This window comes from Corynebacterium canis (assembly GCF_030408595.1).
In the GTDB taxonomy this organism is placed as follows: Bacteria; Actinomycetota; Actinomycetes; order Mycobacteriales; family Mycobacteriaceae; genus Corynebacterium; species Corynebacterium canis.
On the sequence record NZ_CP047080.1, the window covers coordinates 762,391 to 787,759 of the forward strand.

The 25,369-nt window shown below is 56.7% G+C and carries 24 protein-coding genes, 1 tRNA gene and 1 pseudogene; 15 read left to right on the forward strand and 11 right to left on the reverse strand.

The features are described from left to right. Positions 1 to 86 precede the first annotated feature (86 nt). Positions 87 to 1,649 carry a zinc-dependent metalloprotease gene (locus tag CCANI_RS03355; protein WP_146323816.1) on the reverse strand — a complete coding sequence of 521 codons (1,563 nt, stop codon included), beginning with the start codon at positions 1,647 to 1,649 and terminating at the stop codon, positions 87 to 89. Between the two features lie 81 nt (positions 1,650 to 1,730). Here CCANI_RS03355 and CCANI_RS03360 point away from each other — a divergent pair, with 81 nt between their 5' ends. Beyond that, entirely contained in the window at positions 1,731 to 2,807 is a 1,077-nt protein-coding gene (locus CCANI_RS03360; protein WP_186750133.1) for a YlbL family protein, read from the forward strand. On the opposite strand, the gene CCANI_RS03365 is transcribed toward CCANI_RS03360, so the two are convergent. Both CCANI_RS03365 and CCANI_RS03370 read right to left on the reverse strand, forming a co-directional pair. Further along, positions 2,771 to 3,445, reverse strand: a complete 675-nt coding sequence (locus CCANI_RS03365) for a hypothetical protein (RefSeq protein WP_146323815.1) — start codon at positions 3,443 to 3,445, stop codon at positions 2,771 to 2,773. The genes CCANI_RS03360 and CCANI_RS03365 overlap by 37 nt on opposite strands. 51 nt (positions 3,446 to 3,496) lie before the next feature. Next, positions 3,497 to 4,006 (reverse strand): PPA1309 family protein, encoded by a 510-nt coding sequence (locus tag CCANI_RS03370; protein WP_146323814.1) that lies wholly within the window; start codon positions 4,004 to 4,006, stop codon positions 3,497 to 3,499. 75 nt (positions 4,007 to 4,081) lie between these two features. Here CCANI_RS03370 and CCANI_RS03375 point away from each other — a divergent pair, with 75 nt between their 5' ends. Beyond that, entirely contained in the window at positions 4,082 to 7,057 is a 2,976-nt protein-coding gene (locus tag CCANI_RS03375; RefSeq protein WP_146323813.1) for a UPF0182 family protein, read from the forward strand. Positions 7,058 to 7,154: 97 nt separating this feature from the next. Continuing rightward, a tRNA-Met gene (locus CCANI_RS03380) sits at positions 7,155 to 7,228 on the forward strand. A gap of 319 nt (positions 7,229 to 7,547) precedes the next feature. Here the strand turns inward: CCANI_RS03380 and CCANI_RS03385 are convergent. After that, a complete protein-coding gene (locus tag CCANI_RS03385; RefSeq protein WP_146323812.1) occupies positions 7,548 to 7,997 on the reverse strand; it encodes a hypothetical protein in 450 nt (149 codons plus the stop codon). Between the two features lie 208 nt (positions 7,998 to 8,205). Between CCANI_RS03385 and CCANI_RS03390 the strand changes: the two genes are divergently transcribed. The 8 genes and pseudogenes from CCANI_RS03390 to CCANI_RS03415 all read left to right on the forward strand — a co-directional run bounded on the left by CCANI_RS03390 (position 8,206) and on the right by CCANI_RS03415 (position 14,553). Then, positions 8,206 to 9,363, forward strand: a complete 1,158-nt coding sequence (locus CCANI_RS03390; protein WP_146323811.1) for an ImmA/IrrE family metallo-endopeptidase — start codon at positions 8,206 to 8,208, stop codon at positions 9,361 to 9,363. Next, entirely contained in the window at positions 9,363 to 9,857 is a 495-nt protein-coding gene (locus CCANI_RS03395; protein WP_146323810.1) for a DUF4411 family protein, read from the forward strand. The genes CCANI_RS03390 and CCANI_RS03395 overlap by 1 nt, the downstream gene beginning before the upstream one ends. Before the next feature lie 48 nt (positions 9,858 to 9,905). Then, positions 9,906 to 10,043 (forward strand): annotated as a pseudogene (locus CCANI_RS13555) (ATP-binding protein); the annotation flags it as partial. A 307-nt stretch (positions 10,044 to 10,350) separates the two neighbouring features. Then, positions 10,351 to 12,015 (forward strand): IS21 family transposase, encoded by a 1,665-nt coding sequence (istA, locus tag CCANI_RS03400; protein WP_146325780.1) that lies wholly within the window; start codon positions 10,351 to 10,353, stop codon positions 12,013 to 12,015. Then, complete coding sequence (locus tag CCANI_RS03405; RefSeq protein ID WP_146325781.1) at positions 12,012 to 12,758, forward strand: ATP-binding protein; 747 nt, start codon at positions 12,012 to 12,014, stop codon at positions 12,756 to 12,758. Before istA ends, CCANI_RS03405 begins: the two co-directional genes overlap by 4 nt. Positions 12,759 to 12,911: 153 nt before the next feature. Then, positions 12,912 to 13,718: a hypothetical protein gene (locus CCANI_RS03410; RefSeq protein ID WP_146325446.1), complete on the forward strand. Its 807-nt coding sequence runs from the start codon at positions 12,912 to 12,914 to the stop codon at positions 13,716 to 13,718. 96 nt (positions 13,719 to 13,814) lie between these two features. Continuing rightward, positions 13,815 to 13,991: a DUF4411 family protein gene (locus CCANI_RS13560; protein ID WP_353959426.1), complete on the forward strand. Its 177-nt coding sequence runs from the start codon at positions 13,815 to 13,817 to the stop codon at positions 13,989 to 13,991. A gap of 289 nt (positions 13,992 to 14,280) precedes the next feature. Further along, positions 14,281 to 14,553, forward strand: coding sequence for a hypothetical protein (locus CCANI_RS03415; RefSeq protein ID WP_146325448.1), 273 nt, complete (start codon positions 14,281 to 14,283; stop codon positions 14,551 to 14,553). Between the two features lie 49 nt (positions 14,554 to 14,602). Here the strand turns inward: CCANI_RS03415 and CCANI_RS03420 are convergent, their stop codons facing one another. The 6 genes from CCANI_RS03420 to CCANI_RS03440 form a co-directional block, all read right to left on the reverse strand. Further along, the gene (locus CCANI_RS03420; RefSeq protein ID WP_146325449.1) at positions 14,603 to 15,031 is read right to left on the reverse strand and encodes a hypothetical protein; all 429 of its coding nucleotides are present in this window, start codon (positions 15,029 to 15,031) and stop codon (positions 14,603 to 14,605) included. Between the two features lie 227 nt (positions 15,032 to 15,258). Beyond that, a complete protein-coding gene (locus CCANI_RS13565) occupies positions 15,259 to 15,729 on the reverse strand; it encodes a transposase family protein (protein ID WP_353959427.1) in 471 nt (156 codons plus the stop codon). 302 nt (positions 15,730 to 16,031) lie between these two features. Further along, complete coding sequence (locus CCANI_RS03425) at positions 16,032 to 16,154, reverse strand: hypothetical protein (RefSeq protein WP_290211537.1); 123 nt, start codon at positions 16,152 to 16,154, stop codon at positions 16,032 to 16,034. A 359-nt stretch (positions 16,155 to 16,513) separates the two neighbouring features. Beyond that, complete coding sequence (locus tag CCANI_RS03430; RefSeq protein ID WP_222432969.1) at positions 16,514 to 16,843, reverse strand: hypothetical protein; 330 nt, start codon at positions 16,841 to 16,843, stop codon at positions 16,514 to 16,516. A 920-nt stretch (positions 16,844 to 17,763) separates the two neighbouring features. Then, positions 17,764 to 18,063, reverse strand: coding sequence for a hypothetical protein (locus CCANI_RS03435; protein WP_146325451.1), 300 nt, complete (start codon positions 18,061 to 18,063; stop codon positions 17,764 to 17,766). Positions 18,064 to 18,076: 13 nt separating this feature from the next. Continuing rightward, positions 18,077 to 18,694, reverse strand: a complete 618-nt coding sequence (locus CCANI_RS03440) for an SOS response-associated peptidase family protein (protein ID WP_146325452.1) — start codon at positions 18,692 to 18,694, stop codon at positions 18,077 to 18,079. A 90-nt stretch (positions 18,695 to 18,784) separates the two neighbouring features. Here CCANI_RS03440 and CCANI_RS03445 point away from each other — a divergent pair, with 90 nt between their 5' ends. Both CCANI_RS03445 and CCANI_RS03450 read left to right on the forward strand, forming a co-directional pair. After that, complete coding sequence (locus CCANI_RS03445; protein ID WP_146325453.1) at positions 18,785 to 19,432, forward strand: hypothetical protein; 648 nt, start codon at positions 18,785 to 18,787, stop codon at positions 19,430 to 19,432. Between the two features lie 117 nt (positions 19,433 to 19,549). Beyond that, positions 19,550 to 20,929 (forward strand): MFS transporter, encoded by a 1,380-nt coding sequence (locus CCANI_RS03450; protein WP_146325454.1) that lies wholly within the window; start codon positions 19,550 to 19,552, stop codon positions 20,927 to 20,929. Between the two features lie 38 nt (positions 20,930 to 20,967). On the opposite strand, the gene CCANI_RS03455 is transcribed toward CCANI_RS03450, so the two are convergent. Next, entirely contained in the window at positions 20,968 to 21,555 is a 588-nt protein-coding gene (locus CCANI_RS03455; RefSeq protein ID WP_146325455.1) for a DM13 domain-containing protein, read from the reverse strand. 745 nt (positions 21,556 to 22,300) lie between these two features. Between CCANI_RS03455 and CCANI_RS03460 the strand changes: the two genes are divergently transcribed. Continuing rightward, a complete protein-coding gene (locus tag CCANI_RS03460) occupies positions 22,301 to 23,797 on the forward strand; it encodes a methylmalonyl-CoA carboxytransferase subunit 5S (protein WP_146325456.1) in 1,497 nt (498 codons plus the stop codon). A 13-nt stretch (positions 23,798 to 23,810) separates the two neighbouring features. Beyond that, positions 23,811 to 25,367 (forward strand): acyl-CoA carboxylase subunit beta, encoded by a 1,557-nt coding sequence (locus CCANI_RS03465; RefSeq protein ID WP_146325457.1) that lies wholly within the window; start codon positions 23,811 to 23,813, stop codon positions 25,365 to 25,367. Positions 25,368 to 25,369: the final 2 nt, after the last annotated feature.

Genomic DNA, 25,369 nt, shown 5'->3' on the forward strand with positions numbered 1-25,369 from the left:
GCCACCCGCGTTGGCGTTTGCCAGGGAAATAGATTCCCGCGCTGGTAGAGCCCGCTAGGGAAGTGGATTCCCGCAGTGGCGAAGGGTTAGGCCTGCTCCTCGCCGCCCTTTCCGTCCTCGCCGCCCTTGTCCTTCGGTTCGTCACCGGAAGCCTTGTCGCTGGGCTCGTCCGCCCCAGACCCAGACTCGCCGGACGTAGTCTCACCAGCTCCAGACCCAGACTCGCCGGCCCCAGGCTCACCGGCCCCAGGCTCACCAGCCCCAGACCCAGCATCCTCGGCCTTTTTCTTGTCGGCCTCCGCGGCGAGCATTTTTTCCAGCGCATCGATTTCGGCGATGGGGTCGAAGGAATCGCTTTCGGCGAGCAGACCGTCGATAAACTCGGCGGAGTTGTCCAGGTCGGCGGCGACGGGCAGGAAGTCCGGGTGGTCCCAGATCTTGTCGCGGCGCTCCGCCCCGACCGCCACCGTGACGCGACGCCACAGCTCCAAGGCTTCGCTCACCTTCGGGGTGGCAAATTCAATGCCCACAACCTTCGAGAAAGCGTGTTCGGCTGAACCGCCGGTGGCACGGCGGCGTCGCCAAGCTTGGTTCATGGCCACGGTAGAAGGAATGCGCTTGCTGAGCGCCTCGGTGACCACGTATTCGACCCAACCTTCGATAAGCGCGAGCAGCGTTTCCAGGCGGGACGTGGCGCTGGCGTTGCGGGACGAAATCCGCGGGGAGAAGTCGATGTCTTGCAGCTGGGCCATCATGTCCTGCAGCTGATTCATATCGCCTTCGAGGTTGATTTCGCGCAGCGCCTCCTCCACGTGGGAGGAATCCATTTCCAGCCCCGCCGCGTATTCCTCAACGGAGGCAATAAGCCGTTCTACCAGCCACGGAACGTGTTTGAACAAGCGCTGGCGGGCGGCCTCCAAGGCGCACAGGTAGACCATGGCGTCCTGCGGCGGCACGGGCAGGTCCTTGGTCATTTTCGCCATGTGTGCGGGCAGGATCGCAATGGTCCCCGCCGGCGCCACCGGCACCCCGAAATCGGATCCGGAAAGCGCCTGCGTGGCCAGCTCGCCAAGGTCGCGCCCTAGTTCGACTCCGACCTGCATGCTGGACATCTGTTGCATCATGCTGGCGGCGGCGTTGAGCATATCGCGCGCTTCCTCCGGCACGTTATCCAGCTGCGATTCGTTCATACGTTTGGCCACCGGCGTGACCATCCGCTTCCAGGTGGGCAGCGTCTTGTGTAGCCAATCCAGGGCGTTCCACGCTTCGACGCGGCTGCCGGAGGTGGGCAAAATGGTGGAGTCGTCGAGCCAGAGCTCCACGAGCTGGACGGCCTCCTCCATGGCGGCGCGGTCCGATTCCTTAATCGGCGGCACATTGCCAATACTTCGTTCGGCCGTACGTTCGGCGATATTGTAGTTGACGGGGCTGCCCGGTTCCTGGTTGGCAAAGCTGGAGCCAATGCCGGACAGCATCTGGCCGACTTGGTTCAATATATCGCCGAATCCGCCGTCGCCAGGGCCGGAACCGGAGCCAGTGAATCCGCCGCCGTTTCCGAAACCGAAAATGCTAAACGGATTCTGGTTATTGCGGCGATCTTCGTCATCGTCATCGTTGTTGGGGTTAAAACCGAAGCCGTTGTTATTCATGGTTTCCAACGTACCGTGGTTGAGCTACAGAAACTATGCATCTGCGGGACGCTGTGAGCGAACACGGTAGGGTAGTGCCCTGTGAAACTCCTTCGTACTTTCCTGTGGGGCGCGTTGCCGGTTGCCGCTTTTACTACGCTGGTGGTTGCGGACCATATTCCGGGGACGGATATTCCGTTGACCGTGCCATATGCGGCCGAGGGGCCCGGCCCTAGCTTTAATACGCTCGGCGACGTTGACGGGGTTGAGGTAGTCGATATTGAGGGTGCCGACGTCGATGACACCCACGGTAACCTGAACATGACCACCGTTTCCGTGCGTCACGGCATGTCTTTATCCCAGGCGATCGTGCGTTGGCTGACCACGGATGACACCTTGGTGCCCATCGAGCAGATTTTCCCACCCGAGCTCACGGAAGAGGAAGTGCGTAACCAAAACTCGATGGCGTTTTCCGCCTCGGGTTCCACGGCGACGCTGGCCGCCATGCAATACCTGCAGCGGCCGGTGGAGGTGACGGTGGCGGAGGTGCAACAGGATTCCGCCGCGGCGAGGGTGATTGCCTCCGGCGACGTGATTACCAGCATCGATGGCATTCCCACGGATAAGCCGGCGTTGGTGCGCGCGTTTGTGCAGAAGCATAAGCCGGGCGACACGGTGCGGGTGGGCCTGCGTAAGGATTCCGACGCCGCGAAGGAAGGCGAGAAGGGCGCCGCCACCACCGTCGAGGTAAAGCTGGGCAAGCATCCGGATGACCCGAATGTGGCACTGCTGGGTGTGACCATGACCACGCAGCCGGCGGATGGGGTGCGCGTGAAATACAACCTGGAGGAGGTTGGCGGGCCGAGCGCCGGGTTGATGTTTACGCTCGCGGTGATAGATAAGCTCAGCCCCGGCGATTTGAACGGCGGCAAGTTTGTGGCGGGTACCGGCACGATTTCGGAGGACGGCAAGGTCGGCCCGATCGGCGGCATCGAGCACAAGGTGCGCTCGGCGCAGGGCCTGGGCGCGGAGGTGTTCCTGGCGCCGGAGGCCAATTGCAAGGAGGCGGTGAGCCGCGACACCGGCGATATGGTTGTGCTGAAAATCACAGACCTGGATCAGGCGATCCAGCAATTGAAAAACTATTCGGATGGCGCGGAGGTGGAGACCTGCTCCTGATCCGTGGTGGATTCGGAGTCCTTATCCGGGTCGCTGACCAGCCCGAGTTTGATGATCCGGTCTTTGGGCTCTTCCTTTTCCGAGCTCATCATCTGCTGCATCACTAGGCCCTTGTCCGTGTCCACCACGGTGATCACGGCCGTGGAGCCGAGGGAGGACCAGCCGACGAGCCTATTGCCGTCGCGCTCCACGATGCGGGAGCTGTCCAGGCCGGTGAGCAGCTGGGTGGTGGTCAGCGCCTTGTTTTCGGATTCGAAAAACTGGAATTGCCCAACCTCCGGGCCCGAGCATTGCAGGGACTTATCGACGCCCCCGGGCATGCACGTTTCCAATTGATCGAACAGGGATTTCGGGGCTAAGGACCCGAAACGTTCATAGGCCTTGGCCACAGTATCGTCGTGCTTCCCCCTGGTGGAAGGGGTCTTGGAGGCGCTGGTTTTATCCGAGGCATCCGAGGCGTCGGTGGTCTCCGCGGAGCTGGACTCCCCGGTCTTATCCGCCCCAGACGTGGTGGGGCTGGCCGTGCTATTGGTGGAGGTGGGGGAGGGTTCGGGGCCGTCACCAGGCGTGCAGCCGGTCAGCGCGCACGCCAGCGCGCCCACCGCGAATGCTGAAACCCACAAGCGATTGTGCAACACTTCTTTTACTCCTGGCTAGCCAATAACAGGGTCAAGTACCGTACCTCAAATCTACAGTTCGACCTCGTCAAGTGTGTACCGCAGGGCAGCAATCACCCCAGGAGCCACACCTGTGCCACCGCGTAACTCCACATTGTCTTCGGCGAATGGTTCGTCTAATTCCGCCTCCGACGGACGCAATTGCAACAATGTTTGATCCACCCCGCCGCGCAGCACCCCGGAGAACAAACGTGCGGGCTGGGTTTCCGTCGGGGCATCCGGGGAAGCGAACAAGATCTCCTGCGCCAAGATCACGCCGGCGACCTCCTCCGGCCATGCCAGCTGCGAGATAAAGTCGCCGAGCTCATCGCTGCCGCCTTCCAGGTGCGCCGGAATCCCATCTTGGACCACCAACGCTAAGGGCGCCGCATCGTCTTCGGCAGGCAGGGCGTCGATAAGCAAAGCGCTGGGCACGAGCGCAAACAGAGTCGGAGGAGCATCCCAGCCCTCCGCGTGCACGAACTCCACGGCCTCCAACATTGCCTTGTTGAGTGCTTGAATAGTTAAGTCTGAAGCATTCATCAAAATTCCTTGCATTACGGTTCCTGCGTAGAGTAGTGAGGATACCTGGCACCATCACCCCATAAGGAGTTGGAGTTGGCTACCGGCCTTACACCACCCGTGAAACGACCACCTCGCGTGATCAGCTTCCTCATCGCAACAGTGTTCCTGTTGGTATTTATCGTCCCATGGCTCGTCGGCTACTACACCGACTGGTTATGGTTCGGCGAGGTGCAATTCCGTGGTGTCTTCACAACAGTCCTTGTCACCCGCATGCTACTCTTCCTCGCCTTCGGCGCGGTGGCGGCGGCGATTTCCTGGTTCGCCGGCTATCTGGTGATCCGCAATCGCCCCGAGCATTTGTTCGGTTTGGACCCGGAGCACCCGATCGTGGCCTTCCGCGCCAGCGCCGAAGCGGGCCTGCGGAAAGCGCTGCTGTTCCTGCCGCTGACCATCGGCGTGCTCGCCGGCCTCGTGGGGCAAAGCAATTGGCGCACGGTGCAAATGTTCCTGCACGGCGGTGACTTTGGGCAGCAAGACCCGCAATTCCACATGGATTACGGCTTCTACGCCTTTACACTGCCGTTTCTGCGGCTGCTCACAAACTCGTTTTCCGCGCTGCTGGTGGTGGCCTTCTTTATCGCCCTGATCGGGCACTACGTATTTGGCAGCATCCGGGTGGGCAACCAGGCGCTCGGGCAGCGCGGCCACGTGTCCAACGCCGCGCGCATTCAGCTCACGGTGACCGCCGGGCTGTGGATGCTGGTCAAGCTTGCCTCCTATTGGCTGGATCGCTTCGACCTGCTCAATGTGCGCAACGATATTTTCACCGGCGCCGGGTTTACCGCCATTCACGCCGTGCTGCCCGCCAAGATCATCCTGATGGTGATCGCGCTGGTGGTGGCGTTGGCGTTCTTCTCCGCCGTGGTGCTGAAAGATCTGCGCATCCCCGCGCTGGCCACCGGTTTGATGGTGCTGAGTGCGCTCGTGCTGGGCAACGGTTGGCCGCTCATGGTGGAGGAATTCTCGGTAAAGCCGAACCGCGCCTCCAAGGAAGCGGAGTTTATTTCGCGCAATATTCAGGCGACGCGGTTCGCGTACGGGATCACCAATGACAAGGTGAACTACGTAAAGAACTGGGGTGCGAATAAAGACGCGAAAGAAGAGCGCGACCAGGTGGCTAACGACGCCGCCACGCTCTCCAATATTCGCCTCCTTGATCCAGAAATCCTCTCCGCCACGTTCACCCAGCAACAGCAGCTGAAAAACTTCTACGGCTTCCCGAAAACCCTGACGGTGGACCGCTACACCGTGGACGGCGAATTGCGCGACTACGTGGTTGCCGCCCGCGAGCTTGACCCGCAATCCTTGAGTGAAAACCAGAAAAACTGGATCAACCGGCACACCGTGTACACGCACGGCAATGGCATCGTCGCAGCCCCCGCCAATCAGGTGGACGAGGTGGCGCGCGACGTCGGCTCAACCCGCGGCGGCTACCCCGTGTACACCGTGTCCGACCTGCAGGCGCAAAGCGATAAGGAACGCGCCGAAAAGCTGGGCATTAAGGTGGACCAGCCGCGCGTGTATTACGGCCCGGTGATCTCCAATGTGGGCCCGCTCGAGGATTACGCGATCGTCGGCGCGGCGGGTTCCGCCCCTGTCGAGTACGATACCGACGGCTCGAACTTCACCTACGATGGCAGTGGCGGCGTGGATATTTCCGGCATGTTTAACCGGATTGCCTTCGCGCTGCGGTACCAGGAAATTAACATGGTGCTGTCCGACCGTATTGGCGATGATTCGAAAATTCTGTACCAGCGCGACCCCCGTGCCCGCGTGGAAAAGGTGGCACCGTGGCTGGAAACGGATAACACCACGTACCCCGCGGTTATCGACGGCCGCATCAAGTGGATCGTCGACGGCTACACCACCCTGGACAGCCTCCCGTACGCTTCCCGCACGAACCTCAATCAGGCGATTGTCGACGCCCAGACGGTCAACGGACAGCTGCAAAACCCCGTGGTCAACGAAGAAGTGGGTTATATCCGCAACTCCGTAAAAGCCGTGGTGGACGCCTACGACGGCACGGTGGAACTCTACGAATTCGACACCGAGGACCCGGTGCTCAAGGCCTGGCGGGGCGTGTTCCCCGATACCGTCAAGCCGAAGAGCGAAATCACCGACGATCTTATGGAGCACCTGCGGTACCCCGAAGACATGTTTAAAGTGCAGCGGGAAATGATCTCCCGCTACCACGTCGACGATGCCGGCGTGTTCTTTACCAACGATGCCTTCTGGTCCGTGCCGGGCGACCCCAACTCCAAGGAAAAAACCGACGACGAGCGGACCCCGAACCAGCCGCCCTACTACGTTGTTGCCGCCGACCCGGAAACCGGCAAACCCAGCTTCCAGCTGATCACGCCGTTCCGCGGGCTGAAGCGCGAATTCCTGGCGGCGCACATGTCCGCCAGCTCCGACCCGGATACCTACGGCCGCCTGACTGTCCGCGTGCTGCCCACGGAAACCCAAACCCAGGGCCCGAAGCAGGCGCAGGACACCATGATGTCCTCTGACCAGATCGCCCGCGACCGCAGCCTCTGGCAGGACACCAACGACATTAAAAACGGCAACCTGCTCACCCTGCCGGTTGGCGACGGCCAAATCCTCTACGTGGAACCCATCTACTCACAGCGCAAAGGCCAAACCTCCGCCTTCCCCAAGCTGCTGCGCGTACTGGTCTCCTACGACGGCAAGGTAGGCTACGCGCCCACCATCGCCGAGGCCCTCAGCCAGGTGGGTATCGACCCGAAGGAAGCCTCCGATCTCGCCGAATCCGAAGTGGAAGCCGGGGAAACCAAAGACCCCGAATCCGGCGACACCGCAGCGGACGACAAGCAGCAAGACAAATCCAAGGACTCCTCGACGACCTCGCAGGACCAAGCATCCCGCGTCGAGGCGATCAACAAGGCGCTGCAAAAGGTCGAACAAGCACGAAACGGCAGCTTCGAAGAATTCGGCAAGGCGCTTGACGAACTAGACAAGGCCATCAAGGACTACCAAGACCATCAGTAAAACCCAAGCTTAAACCCCGCATTTGCGTGAAATTACACCAGTGTGTAAAGTAACTCATCGTTGCCGCGAAACACGGTAACGGTGAATAATCACCCGACGCGGGGTGGAGCAGCTCGGTAGCTCGCTGGGCTCATAACCCAGAGGTCGTAGGTTCGAATCCTGCCCCCGCTACGAAATTGAAACCCCCGGTTCGCACACGCGGACCGGGGGTTTCCTGCGTGTGGGGGGTAGGGCGGGGGAGCAGCTCGGCGACAATCACGCCGGAAAGCTCGGCGGCTTTCCGACCTCAATATCCCCGCACACAGCAAGGGTTTTTGTAAGGCTCCCCACGATAAGCAATCGCCCACATCAAAAACTGGCGAATGCTTCACACCAACTGCCGATAACCTCCTAGGTTGCGCAGTGATTTGGTCATTTCGCTGTCTTTTGTTTGTTGATCAGCGGTGGCGCTTGCAGCGGTGGCGCTAGTGCCGTGTGGGGTGCGGCTCAATCAGTCCGGACGCCAGCCGCCGCATCCTCGTCTCCTGCGCACAGTGTGAATATTTTTAAAATCATCAGGCCCTGTCGAATCTGCCTCAGGCACATGTAACATGGCCGTTTCGCGTTCCTGCGGAAACAGCGCCCCAATCACCTCGGTGTGTCGAATCTGCCTGAGCGCGGAAAATCGTCGGCTGATTTCGGCCCCCAAACCACCACACAACATCAATGAGTTGTGCGCGTCCACAGAACCGCACGAGACCAAGAGCGCACCGATCCCGACATGGCCTTTCCGTAGATGCAAAGTCGAATGTTTCCTAACCATCGGCCGTTCCAAATCTGCCTCAGGCAGATCTGACAGTGCGAGTTCAGCGTCTTGCGGAAACAACACCGCGCAGCGGCCGGCGTGTCGAATCTGCCTGACCAAAGCTGCGTGGGCCGGCGTGCGCTGCACAATGACCATGACAATGAAGCTTGATCGCCGGAGTCTGGGTACGCAGCGAATGTTGCTGCGGGATTTGGTGTATCGCTGCGTGGTTTCGATTGATCGACGGTGTCGACTTTGGGCAGCAATCGCAGCATTCAAATCATCGAGCCACGAAGGATGGGCACTAAGATAGGTTGCTATAAAGCTAGCAAGCTAGGTCCTTGCAACGATGGAGGTGGTTAGGGTGACTGTGCGCGTTAATGTGGCCCCTGAGCTTCTCCGTTGGGCCATCCGTCGCAAGGGCTGGGATGAGGAGACTGCGTTACAGCATGCTCCTAAGCTTCGTGCCTGGCTCGCAGAAACTGAACGCCCCACGCTTAAACAATTAGAGAAGTTTGCCAAAGGCACCCACACGCCATTGGGATTGCTTTTTCTTCCGGAGCCGCCTGAAGAGGCTGTTCCAATTCCTGACATGAGAACTATGGGTAATCTCGGTGTCGAACAACCTTCGGCAGATCTTCTAGACACCATTTATCTGTGCCAGAGGCGCCAAGACTGGTATCGGGAATACGCGTTGCTAAACGGGTTTGAGAAGCTTTCCTTTGTGGGGTCTGTCACAGTAAATGCGCCGGTTGTTCTCGTAGCTGAGCAGATCCGTGGTGTTCTTGGTTTCGGCCTCGAAGAAAGGGCTGCGTTTCCCAATTGGGAACAGGCACTGCGGCAGTTAATCGACCGGATTGAGGATGCCGGAGTCTTGGTCATGGTGAATGGTGTTGTGGGGTCTAATACACATCGGAGATTAGATCCTAGTGAGTTTCGCGGTTTTGCATTGGCAGATCCGCTCGTACCGTTAATTTTTGTCAATGGTGCGGACACTAAGGCAGCACAGATCTTCACGTTGATCCACGAGTTGGCTCACATTTGGCTAGGTAATAGCGCGCTTTCCGATGCTGCCATGACCGCGGGAGGGGGCCCAGAAGAAGAACTCTGGTGCAATCAAGTTGCTGCTGAAGTGCTCGTACCTATGACCGCATTGCTTGCAGATTTCGAGGGGAGTGTCACCGTCGACGAACTTGAACGTCTCGCCAAGTGCTACTGCGTCAGTACGTTGGTTGTACTCAAGCGGCTTTATGATGCTAACGCCATTTCCTGGGCTGAATACCTCAAGGCATATGAGACAGAAAAGCAGCGCGTAATGGATATCTTAGCGGAGAGGCGCCGAGACAAGGGCGGCGGAAACTACTACTACACCCAACCCCTTCGGCTTAGTCGAACCTTTTCGCGCGCCGTAGTCGAGAGTGCTTTCGAGGGCTCTACCTCTTACCGAGAGGCATATCAATTGCTCGGAACGAAGAAACGTACAACGTTTGAGAATCTAGCCGAGGAATTGGGTGTCGCATAATGTTTCTGGTCGATTCCAACATTCTCATCGAGGCGAAGAATCGTTACTACGCGTTTGACATTGCCCCTGGTTTTTGGACGTGGCTTGAATATGCTCACCAGCAGGGATCGGTTTGCAGTATCGAGGCTGTCAGAGACGAAATTCTCGAAGGTGACGACGAGCTGGCTGAGCGGACGGAAAGAAACGCAGGTTTCTTTAAGCCGATCGATCAGCCGACGACTAGCCATTTCACAACTCTCTCAGCTTGGGCCACTTCACGCGATTATAGCGCTGAAGCAATTGCTGCCTTTACGGGAAACCACGCAGACTTCCTGCTTGTCACCTATGCCTGCGAACATAGGCTCACCGTCGTTGCTCATGAGCGCTCCCGACCGCACTCAAAAAAGAGGATTCTCATCCCAGACGCGTGTTTGGAGATGGGTGTGGACACAGTAGATACGTTTCAAATGCTGCGTAGGACCGGAGTGATCTTGGACCTAGTCGCACCTACTTAGATGAGTCCCAAAGGGTTATTTGTGTCGTCAAACCATTTGGTTGTCATGCGACTCCCGACGATAATCTCATCACAGTCCACCGCAGCCTACTGGCGGCAAACACTACCAAACGCAATCGGCGCTGACTCACTCGTCAGCAGACTCAATAGCGGCCAACGAATCCAAATCGGCAGCTACGACATCTGAAAGCACCTCGCCGCCACCCACAACGACTAACCCCACACAACCCGGCCGCACAACAAACCTGGGCCGGTACCAACTAACCACAAACCCAGTACCAAGCACACGCTCCTAGCATTTCGTGTCCCATGCTTGACGGAGAATAGTTTTTCTGACTTGGCGGCTTTCAATGTTAGGAACGTGTTTTTTGAAGCGGCGTGGTGACGTTCGTGAAGCGTTAGAGTGAGTATCGTGTAGCGCGTGGTGGGGGTTTAAGTCAGTCTTTCTAGTACCGCATGGCACTGGGTCATGTGGTGTTAGAAAGGAGTCAACGATGGTTGACTACCGTAAGGTGATGCGGCTTGCGTTGGACAAGGTGCCGTATCGTGTCATTTCGGCGCAGACGGGTGCCGCGCCGGCGACCATTTCTAAAGCTGTGAAAGCTATGGCCTCCCAGGGGATTACCTCGGTGGAGCAGATTCGTGGTTTGTCGGATGAGGATCTTGCCAGGATTGTTGGTGATCGGCGTCGGGCTGTGTCGGATAAGTTTGTGCCGATCGATATGGATGCGGTGATCGCTGCGCGGACCGGTCGGAAGAAAACACCGTTGAATGTGTTGTGGGCTAGCTATGTTGAGCAGCCTGCGCCGATTGGGTTGCGGCACTATTCGTATGAGCGATTTCGTCAGATTGTGGCAGCTGATGTGGCGTCTCGGGGTTTTACCGCGAGGATTGTGCATTCGCCGGGGGCGACGATGCAGGTGGATTGGGCGGGTACCAAGATGCATCTGAAGGATCCTGTGACGGGCAAGCGTACGAGGGTCAGCATTTTTGTTGCGACGCTGCCGTATTCAGGGATGATTTTTGCGACGGGCAGGCTGGATGAGCGTCAGCATAACTGGCATGAGGCTCATCGCTTGGCGTTTGAGTATTTTGGCGGTGTTGCCGAGGTGATTGTGCCGGATAATGCTGCGACCGCGACGAATTCGGTCCATCGTAGCGGGCGCGGACCGCGAAGGATCAATGATGCGTATGAGGAGTTTTTGGCGCATTACGGCACGGCTGCCTATGCCACGCCCGCGGCGTCGCCGACATATAAGGGAAACGTCGAAGCAGGCGTAAAAGTTGTCAGCAGTCGGGTCATCGGAAAACTTAAGAACCGATCGTTTGCTTGGCTGGATGATTTGAATGCGGCGATTGCTGCCCAGGTCGACGCGATCAATGATCATGTGCCGTTTCGGGATCAGCAGGTCTCGCGCCGGCAGATCTTTACCGAATGTGAGGCTTCGTTTCTTGGGGCTCTGCCAGCCAGGCCATACGAACCGGTCCAATGGCGCAAATCAAAGGTGGCGCCCAACTGGCACATCACTTTTGATACCGCCCACTATTCGGTGCCGTATACCCTCATCGGCAGCACCGTCGACGTGCGGATTCGTGGTATGGCGGTTGATGTATTTCACGATGGGGCCCTTGTCGCTCAACACGCTAAAGCAACGCGGCGGGGGGCGTATTCCACGGAAGCTGAATTACATGGCCCTCCCGGGCTGGAAGTGCCGGGTAATTTGTGGTCAGCCGACTATTTTCGCTCCCAAGCATCCCGTATCGGGCCCGCAACCCGACGAGCGATGGATTCATTATTGGCTTCCCGCCCAATCATCGCCCAGGCTTACCAGCCAGCACGGTCAATCTTGTCGCTGGGCAAGGGAGACAATAAAGGCATCCTTGAACTTGCCTGCCAACGCCTGACTGCAGGAGACAAGCCACGAGCCGTGTCGTATACAGCGGTGAAAACGATGATGGCGGCTATTCGTGCAGAGGCCGCCTCACGCCCAGAGGCCAGTACTCGCAGCGCCATGCCAGATGATCGGCAGCGCGGATCCCAAACAGCGTTGCCGCTGCTTGCAAACAGAAACGGCATGCTTGGCGGAGCCGATCAATTCCGCCTCGGCAATCTCACCACTAATCCAGGCGTCGAACAGCAAGAAGGAACAACGCGATGACCGACCCCACAATTCACCTCGACCACACATGGCTACCCGCATTCACCAAACTGCGCTTAACAGCATTCGGTGAAGCGGCCATCGACATCGCCAACGATCCCGCGTTCGATCACTGGACATTCAGCCAAAAAATTGCGTACGCGCTGGACAAAGAGGTCGCAGCCCGGCAGGAACGAAAAATCGCCAAACTACTCAAGCAATCCCAGTCGCCAAACCCTGATGCTTGCATAGAAGAGCTCCATTACCGGCCAGACCGCACCCTCAACCGCGAGTCAATAACACGCCTCGCCGCCTGTCAATGGATCACCAACAACACCAACGTTGTAATCCTTGGTAAATCATCGGTCGGTAAAACCTACCTCGCCGAAGCCCTGCTCAACGCAGCATGCCGCCGCGAACACACCGCCCTGTTCTATCGAACCAACGAGCTCGCAGCCCAACTCGCCGTCCTAGACTTCACAGATCCAAAACGCCTCGAACTCACCACGCGGCTTGCCCAAATAGATCTCCTAGTCCTCGACGACTTCCTCACCACCCCAATCCACGGCGACACCGCTCACGCCCTCTTTAACATCCTGGCAACACGAGAACACCGCGGATCCACCATGATCACATCACAATTCGTACCAGAACAATGGTACGAATCCATCCCCGATAAAGTCGTCGCAGAATCACTACTCAACCGCCTCATCGGCGGCGCCGAAATCATCAACCTCGACGGGCCCAACATGCGACTGACCTAACCACACACACCACCAAGCGCCAGAGCCAACATCACCACTACACGATGCCCACTCTGGCGCTTCACGATCACCACCAAAGCACTTCAAAAAACGCGTTCTAAACATTCAAGAGGTTGCAGAAAACGCTATCAATTGAGTGGACCGTCCGGAGGAATGATGGATCAATTTAGACAAAAAGTTCTCAATTTAGCTCTTGGGGACGGCTCTGCCCGCGATGTCGAAGTTGCTAATGAAATACTCAACGATCAGCCACTAGTTGATTCTGGTGAGCACGGCGAGTTGCAGACAACTGTTGCAGATGAGGACCCGAGTGTAGCGGACAGGCACATTGAGGTATCTCTAAAATTGCTGGCTGCCTCCAGTGGTCTGTTGCGAGACGGATTGATTGACGTCGACCTGCACGCTTCCATAGAGAAGCGATCCATTAGTGCCATAAAGAGGCGAATTACGACGGTGGGTGGCCGCGACGGGGCGGGCTCGAACCATCCACCGAGAATCGAGTTCAAAGAGGTAAACTTTGCCGACCCGTTGGTTTTTTCAAGTTTATCCTTTGAAAAGTTGAAGTTTACAGACTGTACGTTTGACAGCGCTGTGCATTTCTCAGCTATTGAGTCATCCTCCTGCATTGAATTTAGTCGGTGCACATTCGCCACTGGGCATGAGCTGCTTCTAAGGTTCTTGAACTTTCCCAAACCTGAAGACGCCTCCGAGTGGCGACCGTCTTTTTTCTTTAAGGATTGTTTGATCAAGAACATGTGGGTATTTAAATCCCAGGTCTTCTTGTTCTTCGTGGATTCCGTAATTGAATCTTCAACTTTAGAACTAAATTCCGGATCGGTCACCCAGTATGTCAATTGTCAACTAATCGACGCGATCATCCACGATACCGCGAATGAAGCTGACAGGAACCCCCTTGTTCCTAGAGGATGGTTCCGGAATGTCGGTTGGATGGTGAACTAAATCAGACGAGAAGATTGTTAGTTTGAGGAGCACTGGGTTCGTGAGAGACAAGGACCTACATAGACGATTCTTGTCCCATAACCATTGCAAAGTATGATGAGGAGTGAGGTGTCACATAGGCTCACGGTCGTCACTCATGAGCGCTCCCGACCGCACTCAAAAAAGAGGATTCTCATCCCAGACGCGTGTTTGGAGATGGGTGTGGATACAGTAGATACGTTTCAAATGCTGCGTAGGACCGGAGTGATCTTGGACCTAGTCGCATCTACTTAGATGAATCCCAAAGGGTTACTCGGGTCGTCAAACCATTTGGTCGTCATGCGACATTGCATGCTGAACTGGTGTTGCGCTCGAATCCAGATCGCGTGAGCGGACTCCGTGATGTCAATTGTGCGTTCGACCAGCATTCTTAGGGCAGAGCCGTGGGAAAGGGATGTTCGCGCAACGGCAGTCTCCACTGAGTTGCTTGTGATAACGGCATTGCATTTCCTTTGTGCGTAGCAGGGCCGGTGCGCTCGATGATGCCGCTGCCGTGGGGATGGTTTTAGGAGCGTCTGTAACTGTGGCTGCTGCAGTAGGGGAGTTCCGTGTGCTGATGGCGGAGGCAGACGCGTTAGGAGCGAGCGAAGCTTTGGTGGCGGTGGAGCCGATGGCCACAGGCGATAAAGCTGAGGAAGTCCTGCCGTTGGAGAGCGTGGAGTTTGCGTACTCTGCTTTTCCTGAGGGCGTTGACGCGGCTCTTGCGCAGGAAGAAGCCGAGGCCATGGACGAGTCGGAGAGCGATGCAGAGACGATAAGCGATGTTACGGCGGAGTCTGCGCAGGTGCTGGAATAGGTGGTTTCTCTAGCGGTAGTTGCGCTTCAAATTGTTCTGTGGCAGCGGGTTAGGTATGTTCGGCGTCCGGTGGCCAGGATGCTCCGTCGGGGAAATATAGGTCACTTTTCCATCCCAGGCGGAATGGGAGGACGAACTTTACCGGACAATCATCCCTTTCCAATCGCGTTTTCGGTTGGGCTGCGTTTTCTGCTTCTGACTGTTCAGCGAAGACCCCGTAGCATATGGGGTCCCAGAAAGCTGGGTCGGCGATCTCTAGAGAGGGGGTCCCAGTAAAGACACCGAAAAGGACTTGAGTAGGGCTGGTTATCTCAACTTCAAATTCTTCCCAAGTGCCCATCATGTCTCCAGGCAAGCTACGGAGCCATTGGTCAATCTCACGTGCTTTTTCTTCCGAATCCACGAATGCGCCGAGCGGCTCAGTGTTGTCTGGGTAGCGTGGGTAGACCACGTAAACGGTGATCGTTTGTCCTGACATACCTACACCTTGCACCTACACCTTGCAGTTAAGGGTTGCGACTTTTGAGTAGTTGCGTGCGTAATAGGTCTTTCCGTTGTAGACGATGGTTCCGAGAGTAGCTCCAGCGAACTTTGTGCTGACGTCACCCTTGCTTTGAAATGTGACGTTTTTCTGAATGAGGCGGTTGGTGTTGTATGCCGTTGCGGTGACATTGCTGAGGGCTTTGCTCCACCATGCATAGTACTTTATCGCAGGTCAGAGATGTGCTGGATGCCGGCGACCGGTTGGCTGCACTCCGTTCTAGCCTTAAATCCGACAGCGCTCCAGTTTGAAGATTTTCGACTATGAAGGTTATTCGGGGGTTTCTGTAGAAGAATAGTTTGGTGAGGGTTTGTTTTGTGCGCTTCGTGGTGGCTATGGGTAATCGGCAGTCGTTGTGAAGTATTCTCCAGTTTTTGATGTGGGCGATTGCTTGTTCGTGTGACCCAGCGGATGGATGCAAGGGCATTGTTGAAGCGCTGCTGCCAGGGCTCAAGAACTTTTTGCCCGTGTTTGCGTTTCTGGGGGATGTCAAAACCGGTACCTTCGTATCCAAGGTCGGCGGTGACAGAGTCGCCTGGCAACACGGTGGTGATGCGCAGCGTGTCTGCGATGCGCTGATCGTGGGAGCTCCCAGGCATGGGCGGGCTGATGCACGTAGGTGTTGCCGCTCTGATCGGTTACGACCGCGAGGTTGTGGCCGGTGGCTTTGCGTTTGCCGCTGATCAGTTGCCGGTGCCCTTTCCGCGACCAGCATGGGACCAATGTCCCATCGAGGACGCGATGGCGCGTTGGCACGAGCTCGTCCACGGTTGGTGCGGCTGGGAGAAAGCGTTCCAAAAGGTCAAGGACTGCGTTGATGGCACCGGAAATAGTGGGTTGGGACACCCCATAGATCGTGGCGATCACACGTTGCGCCAGGTTCTTTACTCCAGTAGTAGACCAAGGCGCATTCCAGGCTGCTGGCCAACCCCAAACTTTAGCGGCAATGATGCGTATAACCTGCGGTTTCGATGTCGTTGGCCAAGACGACAATCTCATCAGTCGAACATTTGCTAGTATTGGCCCAGCGGTACAAGGCATTTGTGTTTTGTTTTGTCATAGATTCATTATGCGGAACCTTGTATCGCCTTTGCTATGTTCGGGGGTATTGAGGTCGGAAAGTCTGCCCGGCAAAGCCCCAGCGGATGAATAACCCTCCAAGGCGCATTGCAGGCTGCTGACTAACCCCAAACTTTCGCGGCGTTATGCGTATAACCTGCGGTTTCGATGTCGTTGGCCAACGCGATAATCTCATCGGTTGAACATTTGCCAGTATTGGCTTAAGTGTTCAAGGCATTTGCGTTTTGGCATAGATTCATTATGCGTAAACCTTGCAAAAGCCTTTGCTGTGCTCGGGGGTATTGGGGTCGGAAAGTCTGCCAGGCAAAGCCGCAGCGGTTGAATAACCATCAAACTTCACTACATCTGAAATGCCGTTATCCAAAAACATATTCCGGCTATAAGTGAAAGTGGAGTCATGACATATTTCTCTTTCCTACTTCTTGAAATCAGGTTCATAATAGTATTCAACGATAGGTAGGCGGCAAAGAAGAAACAAATATTTTTAACAACCTTAAAAGGCAACCACAAGGCAATAAAACCGCCAGCTTGCAAAATAATTAATATTGCAAAAATTTGGATGGCTACCGAAATGACTGCCGCAATTCTAAATCCCATAGGTAAGACTTTATGTTGTCCACCCATTGTAAATTCGCCCAAAGGCAAGCCGCACGCAACAAGAACTGTCATAGTCGCTATAACTCCAAATAATACTGCACCTAATATTGAGAACATAAATTAATACTCTCCCTTCGTAAAATGCGAAAAATCTCAGTTACAAATTCCAATTTGTTTGACTCAATACTCTTAGAAGTTTATTCAAGGGGCGGCTCGTATTTTCCAGGTTTTTAGGTGTGCTATTGCTCGTTCGACGGCGTAGCGGATGCGTCGGATGCCTTAGTTAAACCGTTGTTGCCAATCTTGTAGGTCTGTGTGAGGTTGCCTGCGGAAGGGAACGTCGCATTCGGAACCGATAAATTTTAATCAGCGGTGATGCGATCGGGTGGAATGTTATCAAGTAGGTTGGTCTGACGCAGGGCGTTGATATCGTGTCATGATCCAGGTATCGGGTTGGATACGTAGTAGATTCCTCCTGTTTGGTCGGTAAGTATTTGCAGGTTGAGACCAGTTTTCTTATGTTTACTGCTATATAGTTTTTGGTGGTTTTCCACCCCGGTATTCCACGAGGGTGCCATCAATAATATAAAATCGATGCGGGTCGAGGTCTTTCGGAGTCGGTGGAGACGGCAGGACTGAATCTAAGACATTAGGTATGCGAGTAATTTCTCTGGAAATAGTTGGTTGAGATACCTTAAAAATGGTAGCCAGTATCTGTTGGCGGATAGTTTCTTCCAAGTACAGTATAGTAACGGTCATCGCCGCGTGAAAAGACCTAACAAGGTTGGGCAGCGATGATTGATTCCGGTGTATTCAATCAGATGCGTCAAAGTTAAGAAATTCTTATGGGAAAGTGTGCTAGCGTCAGCGGTGCGGGGCCTGGTGCTAAATTTGTGCGTTTTCGCACTTCATACAATTACGCCACGATGCCTCGCTCCTACCATATTTCAGGCGCAAACCCACCCAACAGCCCCACTAATAAAACTTAGCACTTAAATTAGCTTCAATTTGCGCTGGCGCGGTTTTAATGGTCTGCCCAGGTTTGCTTGATGGTTATCGGGCAACAACGAATAGACGCGCATTTGATTGGGTTGTGCAACGGTCTGATCGCGTTGTTTGGCAGCCACGCACAAGGTGGGTGGTTGATCGAGTTCGACGGACGTCGTCAGGTATTGCAGCAGGGATAGATATGGCACATGCGTTAATTTCAAGCCTTGCCGGTGCTGAAACTGCGGATCAGATAGTCGATGATGTGGAAGTCCGGAATCATAGGGATCCGCGCGACGATCCATTTGCCGCTACGTGTTAGCCGCCGACGATCTCCATTGATTCGCTGACTTCTTTCGATGCGGCGAGGGCTTCGGCTAGGAGTGTGGCGTCTCCGGCGAGCTGGGGGTTTAGCCAGTCGTCATGCATTTCGGTGGGCAAAATTAGTGGCATTCGGGGGTGCACGGTTGCGGCCTGCGCCACGGCGTCGCGAGTGACCAGCGCATACGTGAGCTTATCGACGCCACCGTGGTTGCTGTTTGTGGTAATCGCGGCGATTCCGAACGCGCTGCGGTCCGGTAGGGCGAAGATGCGGCCTTTTTCTATGTACCAAGTTGCGGGCGCTAATGCGCGATGCGCGCGGAAGGGATTTTTCCATACCCTGGAGGAAAGTAGTTTGTCGTCGCGGGCATTGAATGCGCTGAATTTGGCGGGTTCGTTGGCAATGTGCAGCCACCACCAGGCTAGGTGCAATTCGCGTTTGCCTTCGGCATCGGCGGTGATAAGGGGGTTGAGATTCAGGGCTTTTTTGCCGGTGATCTTTGCGGTCCCATTACGCTGATCGATCCATTGTTCGAGGACGTTTCGGTGTTCGCGCTCGTCGAGGGGTGGTAGATCGTAAACCTGGTTCGGGTCCAAGCCGTATGTCGCACACATATTTCAAATGGTATTGCAATGCTTGGCGAGTTTGGGGGCTTGGTAAGGTTCTCGATAGCGTTCGCCGCTTCGGTCCGGAAAGGTTGTTTCATGCTCAATGTGCTTGTGTTTGCACTTTTGGATTCCGTGAATCTATTGCTCATTGGGGTGGTGGTGGCCATCGGTGTGGCGTTGCGAAGCAAGTACGGAAAGATTGCCTCCTTATTGATCGCGGGCGACTGGTTGGGGGTCTTCGTGGCCTCGGTGATCTGTTTGATCTTTTTCGATTCCATCGGCCAAGCAGTGAGCTCGTTGGTGCATTCGCCGATCTTCGGGTGGGTTCTCATCGCCACCGGCGCGATCGCCTTGGTCCTGGCGATTCGGGGCGGTGATTCGAGCGGCCTGGTGGAACGCATTATGGCGCCGTTGCGCACGGCGTCGATAGGCACGGTGGGCATGGGTTTCGTGCTGGGGGCGGTGCAATCGCTGACCTCCGCACCGTTTTACGGCGGATTGCTACTGCTTTCGGCCGGTGGTTTCAGCGTGGTGACGCGCTACGTGACGCTGTTTTTATACGCGACGCTGGCGCTCAGCTTACCGACACTATGTGCGATCGCCGTGGGGTATATCCGGAGCAAGCCGGAAAGCAAACTGGGGCACGCGTTCGTGTGGGCGCGCGAAAACGATGAGGCGGTGGCGCGGATATCCGGCCTTGTGGTGGCGATATTGCTGATGATCGTCGGCGCGTTCCACCTGTAGTTTGTACGCTGCAAAGCGGCGACGAATGACTATGATTTCCGCCACATTTTGGGAATTTGTGACTATAATCTAAAACACCAACGCGGATTCCGGACGAGGTTAGGTGGCGCACTTCTCATGGCAGATGAATCATGTAGATCTGAGCGTCGCAAACTCGTCGCGGTTGCGATATGTGCGCTTTCCACGTTTTTAGTGAATATCGATAACACCGCATATCAAGTCGCCGTGCCCACAATTACCAAGGAATTTGCCGCGGCGGCCGGTGTCGCTGGCTGGATCTTGGGGTCATTTACATTGGCATTGGCGGCGACCGAGCTATACATGGGGTGGGGCGGCGACCGTTTTGGACGCAGACGCCTTTTAGGCTGGGGGTTAGGCGTATACATTTTGGGGTCGATAATTACCGCGCTTTCGGCGAGCGTAGAGATGCTTATTGTGGCGCGCGTGATTGCCGGGCTGGGTGCCGCTGCATTGGTCCCAATGGGGTTGGCTATTATTCGAATGCTCGCCGCAACCGAAGACGAACTGCAGAGATTTACCTCCCTGTGGGGTATTGCGGTCGGGGTTGGCATGGCTATGGGGCCGCTGATCGGAGGGTTATTTACCCAATACATCACATGGCGGGCCTTACCCGCTTCCGCGGTGTTTGTGGCCGGAGGTTTTCTACTGGCCAGCCAGGTGCTGCTTCCGCAATCCCGAGAGCGGGATTTGGGGGTTCGCTGTGACTGGCTCGGGATTACGTCTTTAACTGCATGCACTACCTTGATTACCGTCGCAATCCTTTTGAACGCCTCGGGATTGGGGACCGGCTCGCTGGTATGCATGTTGGCCGCGATCCTTATTGCCATCGCGTTGGTAATTCGCTTTAAATTGCGCGGACTTGATCCTTTTCCCATGCCGCGGCAACGCGGGGCGCTATTTGTGCCGGCGCTTGCCGTAGCGGCAGCGAATTACCTTGGTCTCGGCGGTGGAATAACGATCATTTCAATTGGGGTGCTGCAGCAAGGCGCGGGAATTTCAGCTGGCGAAACTGGTTTATTATTGCTGCCATTGGCGCTGGGATATGCGCTCGGCTCGCGGGCTGCCACAAGGGTAATTAGCCGATGGTCGGTAGGTTCGGCAATGGTGATCGCGGGAGCGATTGGGTTGCTTACGGTGCTTTTTGCGGGGATTGTTGTATCCCCATCGAATCTTGCCATTGCGATTCCGATTGTCGGGTTCTTTCTCGGGCTTTCCGTCGGCGGAGCGAATACGCCAACGAATAGCTTGGCCATGTCTCAAATGCCGAAAACGGGTTCGGGGATGGCCGGTGCGTTCGCATCGACCGCTCGTCAGGTAGGCCAAGGGCTAGGAATCGCATTGGCGGGCGTGAGCATCGCGATCGTCACCGCGCACCGGTTCCCGGCTGGATTGATGTGGGTGCCAATCGCACTCGCGTTTGGATTGGTATCTGCCATCGGGCTGTGGGTAAAGGCAAGGCTGGGGTGCGGCAAGTGAGTTGTTGGCGCGGCGTCGATAAGCGGGCGTTGCGAACGTTAGGGGGCGGAAAGTGCCGCGGCGCCAAAGGACACGGAAAAGTCCTCGCACCACAGGTCTAGCGTCGGCCAATCGGCGGGTCGGAAATCTGCCGGGAGATCGTACACTTGGTTGCCTTTATTGCCCTTGATCGGCGCGATGGCCAAGTGTTCGTACTGGCCGGCGGTGGTGAGGCCCGCCAAGCCCTCAACCACGGGGCCCTTGGAAAACCACACCTGCACGTCGGGGCCATTGGAGGTATCCAAATTCTCCAGCGCAAGCTGATGCGTGCCGTCCGGCAATTCAAACACCTTTACGGTTCCGCTGGTGTGGTGTTCATGGGACACGAACTCGCCTTGGGAAACCACCTTGGGGCCGGCGTCGGCGGGTTGGCTGGCGGGCTGCTCGCTGGTCGCGGCGTCGATAGTCGCGCTGGTCGCGCCATCCGTGAGCGCAGTGCTGGTTGGGGCGGCGGCGCTGGGAATAGCGTCATTGACTTCGGTATTTACAAACAGCAACCACGGTTTAAATACCGCGAGCGCAATGCCCAGGGCAATCACAACAGCGGCAATAGCGGCCGCGACAAATAGGCGCCGGTTTGAGGTCATCTTAAGCCTTTCACAAACAATTCGGGTGATGAATTCACGGGCGCTTTCGAGTTAAATAGGGTCCGCACTATGCAACACGGCGGGGCATTTAAATAGTCCCAAATCGGTGAAAAATCGTGTGCCGGGTGAATAAAAAGTGGGTGGGGTGGGGCGGGTTGGTCTGGGGTCTCCTCCGTTTGGGGGAGGCGCGTTGGTGGTCTGGGGGCGCGTTGGTGCGGAAAGCCGAACAATTCTAGGCAATCGCGGGAGGCAAGGGTTGCCGTGTTCCCCGGAAAAGGGGAGCTTTGGGGGGACTTGGCGGGGCCGAGAGAAATGGTAGCCGCGTCACACCGGCTGGTTACCTGTGTCACCTTTAGCGCGCTTTTTGTGAGGTGGCTGGCTGGCGTATCGGGGGTGCCGTGAAGGGGAGCGCGGTTAATGTGCCTTGTTTGGGCATGTTTGGGCGGCGTGCTGGGTCGTACTGGGCCGTCCTGGGCCCTGCCGGGCCGCGACGGGCCGCGACGGGCCGCGACGAGCCACGACGAGCCGTACCGTGAATAGAAAAATGCGATATTTTTCACTGTTTTGCGGCGGTGGTGTTGATATTTTTACAAATGAAGGTATCCCCGAATGGTTCATTATCAAGGAGTTATGCCCGATCGGACATTGTGTGCCGGGGTTTATGCGCGGAAAACCACATAAAAACCGGACATCTGTACCGGTTTTCCGCCTGCATATGTCGATATTTTCCCCTAGATTTGGAGGTATGAGTCCACGAAAGATTGGCGTAACAGAAGTCGCATTACGCGACGCGCACCAGAGCCTTATGGCTACCCGCATGGCGCTGGAAGACATGGTCGGGGTGTGCGAAGAGATCGATCAGGCTGGGTATTGGAGCGTCGAATGCTGGGGCGGCGCAACGTTCGATTCCTGTATCCGCTTCCTTAATGAAGATCCGTGGGAACGGTTGCGGACATTCCGCAAGTTGATGCCAAATAGCCGCCTGCAAATGTTGCTTCGCGGGCAGAATTTGCTCGGGTATCGCCATTATGAAGACATGGTGGTGGATAAATTTGTGGAGAAATCTGCAGAAAACGGCATGGACGTATTCCGCGTGTTCGACGCATTAAATGATCCCCGCAACCTTGAGCACGCAATGCGCGCCGTAAAACAGGTGGGCAAACACGCCCAGGGGACCATTTGCTACACCATTTCCCCCTTGCATACCGTCGAAGGTTATATCGAACAGGCGGGCCGCCTGCTGGATATGGGGGCAGATTCGATCGCGCTCAAGGACATGGCGGCGTTGCTGAAACCGCAGCCCGCTTACGATATTGTGCGCGGCATTAAAGAGACCTACGGTGACGATACGCAGATTAATGTGCACTGTCACTCCACCACCGGCGTGACGCTGGTGACGTTGATGAAGGCCATCGAAGCTGGCGCCGATGTGGTCGATTCGGCTATTTCTTCGTTGTCTCTTGGCCCCGGCCACAACCCCACTGAATCGTTGGTGGAAATGCTGGAGGGCACCGGCTACGACACCGGCTTGGATATGGATCTGCTGATTAAGATCCGCGACCACTTCAAGGCAATCCGCCCCAAGTATGCGGAGTTCGAATCCAAGACCCTTGTGGATACGGACATTTTCCTCTCCCAGATCCCCGGCGGCATGCTTTCGAACATGGAGTCGCAGCTGCGGGCGCAGGGTGCGGGCGACCGCATCGACGAGGTGATGCGGGAAGTGCCGGTGGTGCGGAAGGACGCCGGTTACCCGCCGTTGGTCACCCCGTCCTCCCAGATCGTGGGCACCCAGGCCGTGTTTAACGTGCTGATGGGGCGCTACAAGGTCATGACCGCAGAGTTCGCCGACCTCATGCTGGGCTACTACGGCGAATGTATCGGCGAACGCAACCCCGAGCTGATCAAGCAAGCGGAGAAGCAGACCAAGAAGAATTCCATTACCTGCCGTCCCGCAGATTTGCTCGAACCTGAGTGGGACAAGCTGCGCGAGGACGCCACCGAGCTGGAGGGATTCGACGGTACGGACGAAGACGTGCTTACCGTGGCGCTGTTCCCAGGCGTGGCCCCGGGCTTTTTAAAGAGCCGTCCGGAGGGTCCGAAGAACGTGGGCAAGACCGCCGAGCAGCTGGAAAAGGAAAAGGCCGCGGCGTCTGGTGCCGCAAATGCCGTGCGTGAACCGATCAGCTACAAGGTCACCGTGGGTGGCCGTACCCAGACCGTCAAGGTCGAACCGGCCTAAGGAGACAACAACCATGGCACACGAAGCCAGCATGCAAGAGCGACTTGCAGCACTCGAAGAAGCCCGCGCCAAGGTATCCCTCGGCGGTGGCGAAGATAAGATCGAAAAGCAGCACGAGCGTGGGAGGCTGACCGCGCGCGAGCGCATCGCAGCATTTGTGGACGAAGGTACGTTCCAAGAAACGGGCATGTTTGCAACGCACCGCACCACCCACTTTGGCATGGACACCGCTGTGGCACCGGCCGACGGCGTGGTCACCGGTTGCGGCGCTGTTTTTGGACGCCCCGTCCACATCGCCTCACAAGACTTCACCGTGATGGGTGGTTCCGCGGGCGAAACCCAATCCAATAAGGTCGCCGCCATGATGGAGGCCTCCGTCATCACCGGCACCCCGTTTGTGTTTATCAACGATTCCGGCGGTGCCCGCGTTCAAGAGGGCATCGACTCCCTTTCCGGATACGGCAAAGTGTTCTATCAGAACGTGTTGCTTTCCGGCTTGGTCCCGCAGATTTCCATTATCGCGGGCCCCTGCGCGGGTGGCGCGGCGTACTCCCCGGCGCTGACGGACTTTATTATTCAGACCCGTGGTGCCCAGATGTTTATCACCGGCCCCGGCGTGATTAAGTCCGTGACCGGCGAAGACGTCACCCCAGAGGCCCTCGGGGGTGTCGACGCCCATATGGTCAAGGCTGGCAATATTCACTTTGTCGCCGAAGACGACGAGCAGGCCATCTTGATTGCACAAAAACTATTGAGTTTCCTGCCGCAAAATAACACCGAGGAACCGCCGGTGGTCGATCCCGACTACATCGTCGAGCCGGACGAATCCCTGCGGGATATCGTTCCCGTCGAGGCCAAGAAGGGTTACGACGTCCGCGACGTGATCGGCCGCATCGTTGACCGCGGCGATTTCCTTGAGGTCCAGGCCGGATACGCCCAAAATCTTGTGGTGGGCTTCGGCCGCATCGTTGGCCGCACCGTCGGCATTATTGCCAACCAGCCGAGCGTGATGTCCGGCGTGCTGGACATCAACTCCTCCGATAAGGGCAGCCAGTTTATTCGCTTCTGCAACGCCTTTAATATCCCGCTGGTCACTTTTGTGGATGTGCCCGGCTTTATGCCCGGCGTGGCCCAAGAGCACGGCGGCATTATCCGCCACGGCGCGAAGATGCTGTACGCCTATTCCTCCGCCTCGGTGCAGAAGATCACGGTGGTGCTGCGCAAGTCCTACGGCGGCGCGTACCTGGCCATGTGTTCGAAGGACCTCGGGGCGGACCGCGTGTTTGCTTGGCCTACCGCCGAGATCGCCGTCATGGGCGCCGATGGCGCCGTTAACGTGGTGTTCCGCCGCGAGATCGAGGCCGCCGAGGACAAGGAAGCCAAGCGCGCCGAGCTGATCCAGCTCTACAAGGACACGTTCTCCACGCCGTTTATGGCTGCCTCCCGCGGCCTTGTCGATGACATCATTGATCCCGCCGACACCCGCCGCGAGATCGCGATGGCCCTCGAGGTGCTTACCAATAAGCGCGTGACGCGTCCCGCCAAGAAGCACGGCCTAGGACCGGTGTAAGC

Excerpts from the sequence above, each read along its gene's own strand:
- CCANI_RS03370 (WP_146323814.1), bottom strand. The coding sequence starts at position 4,006 with ATGAATGCTTCAGACTTAACTATTCAAGCACTCAACAAGGCAATGTTG.
- CCANI_RS03460 (WP_146325456.1), top strand. The coding sequence starts at position 22,301 with ATGAGTCCACGAAAGATTGGCGTAACAGAAGTCGCATTACGCGACGCG.
- CCANI_RS03405 (WP_146325781.1), top strand. The coding sequence starts at position 12,012 with ATGACCGACCCCACAATTCACCTCGACCACACATGGCTACCCGCATTC.
- CCANI_RS13560 (WP_353959426.1), top strand. The coding sequence starts at position 13,815 with ATGAGGAGTGAGGTGTCACATAGGCTCACGGTCGTCACTCATGAGCGC.
- CCANI_RS03445 (WP_146325453.1), top strand. The coding sequence starts at position 18,785 with ATGCTCAATGTGCTTGTGTTTGCACTTTTGGATTCCGTGAATCTATTG.
- CCANI_RS03450 (WP_146325454.1), top strand. The coding sequence starts at position 19,550 with ATGGCAGATGAATCATGTAGATCTGAGCGTCGCAAACTCGTCGCGGTT.
- CCANI_RS03465 (WP_146325457.1), top strand. The coding sequence starts at position 23,811 with ATGGCACACGAAGCCAGCATGCAAGAGCGACTTGCAGCACTCGAAGAA.
- CCANI_RS03435 (WP_146325451.1), bottom strand. The coding sequence starts at position 18,063 with ATGGATCGTCGCGCGGATCCCTATGATTCCGGACTTCCACATCATCGA.
- CCANI_RS03385 (WP_146323812.1), bottom strand. The coding sequence starts at position 7,997 with ATGGTCATTGTGCAGCGCACGCCGGCCCACGCAGCTTTGGTCAGGCAG.
- CCANI_RS03355 (WP_146323816.1), bottom strand. The coding sequence starts at position 1,649 with ATGAATAACAACGGCTTCGGTTTTAACCCCAACAACGATGACGATGAC.
- CCANI_RS03410 (WP_146325446.1), top strand. The coding sequence starts at position 12,912 with ATGATGGATCAATTTAGACAAAAAGTTCTCAATTTAGCTCTTGGGGAC.
- CCANI_RS03430 (WP_222432969.1), bottom strand. The coding sequence starts at position 16,843 with ATGACAGTTCTTGTTGCGTGCGGCTTGCCTTTGGGCGAATTTACAATG.
- istA (WP_146325780.1), top strand. The coding sequence starts at position 10,351 with ATGGTTGACTACCGTAAGGTGATGCGGCTTGCGTTGGACAAGGTGCCG.
- CCANI_RS03440 (WP_146325452.1), bottom strand. The coding sequence starts at position 18,694 with ATGTGTGCGACATACGGCTTGGACCCGAACCAGGTTTACGATCTACCA.
- CCANI_RS03455 (WP_146325455.1), bottom strand. The coding sequence starts at position 21,555 with ATGACCTCAAACCGGCGCCTATTTGTCGCGGCCGCTATTGCCGCTGTT.
- CCANI_RS03395 (WP_146323810.1), top strand. The coding sequence starts at position 9,363 with ATGTTTCTGGTCGATTCCAACATTCTCATCGAGGCGAAGAATCGTTAC.
- CCANI_RS03425 (WP_290211537.1), bottom strand. The coding sequence starts at position 16,154 with ATGACAAAACAAAACACAAATGCCTTGTACCGCTGGGCCAATACTAGC.
- CCANI_RS03420 (WP_146325449.1), bottom strand. The coding sequence starts at position 15,031 with ATGTCAGGACAAACGATCACCGTTTACGTGGTCTACCCACGCTACCCA.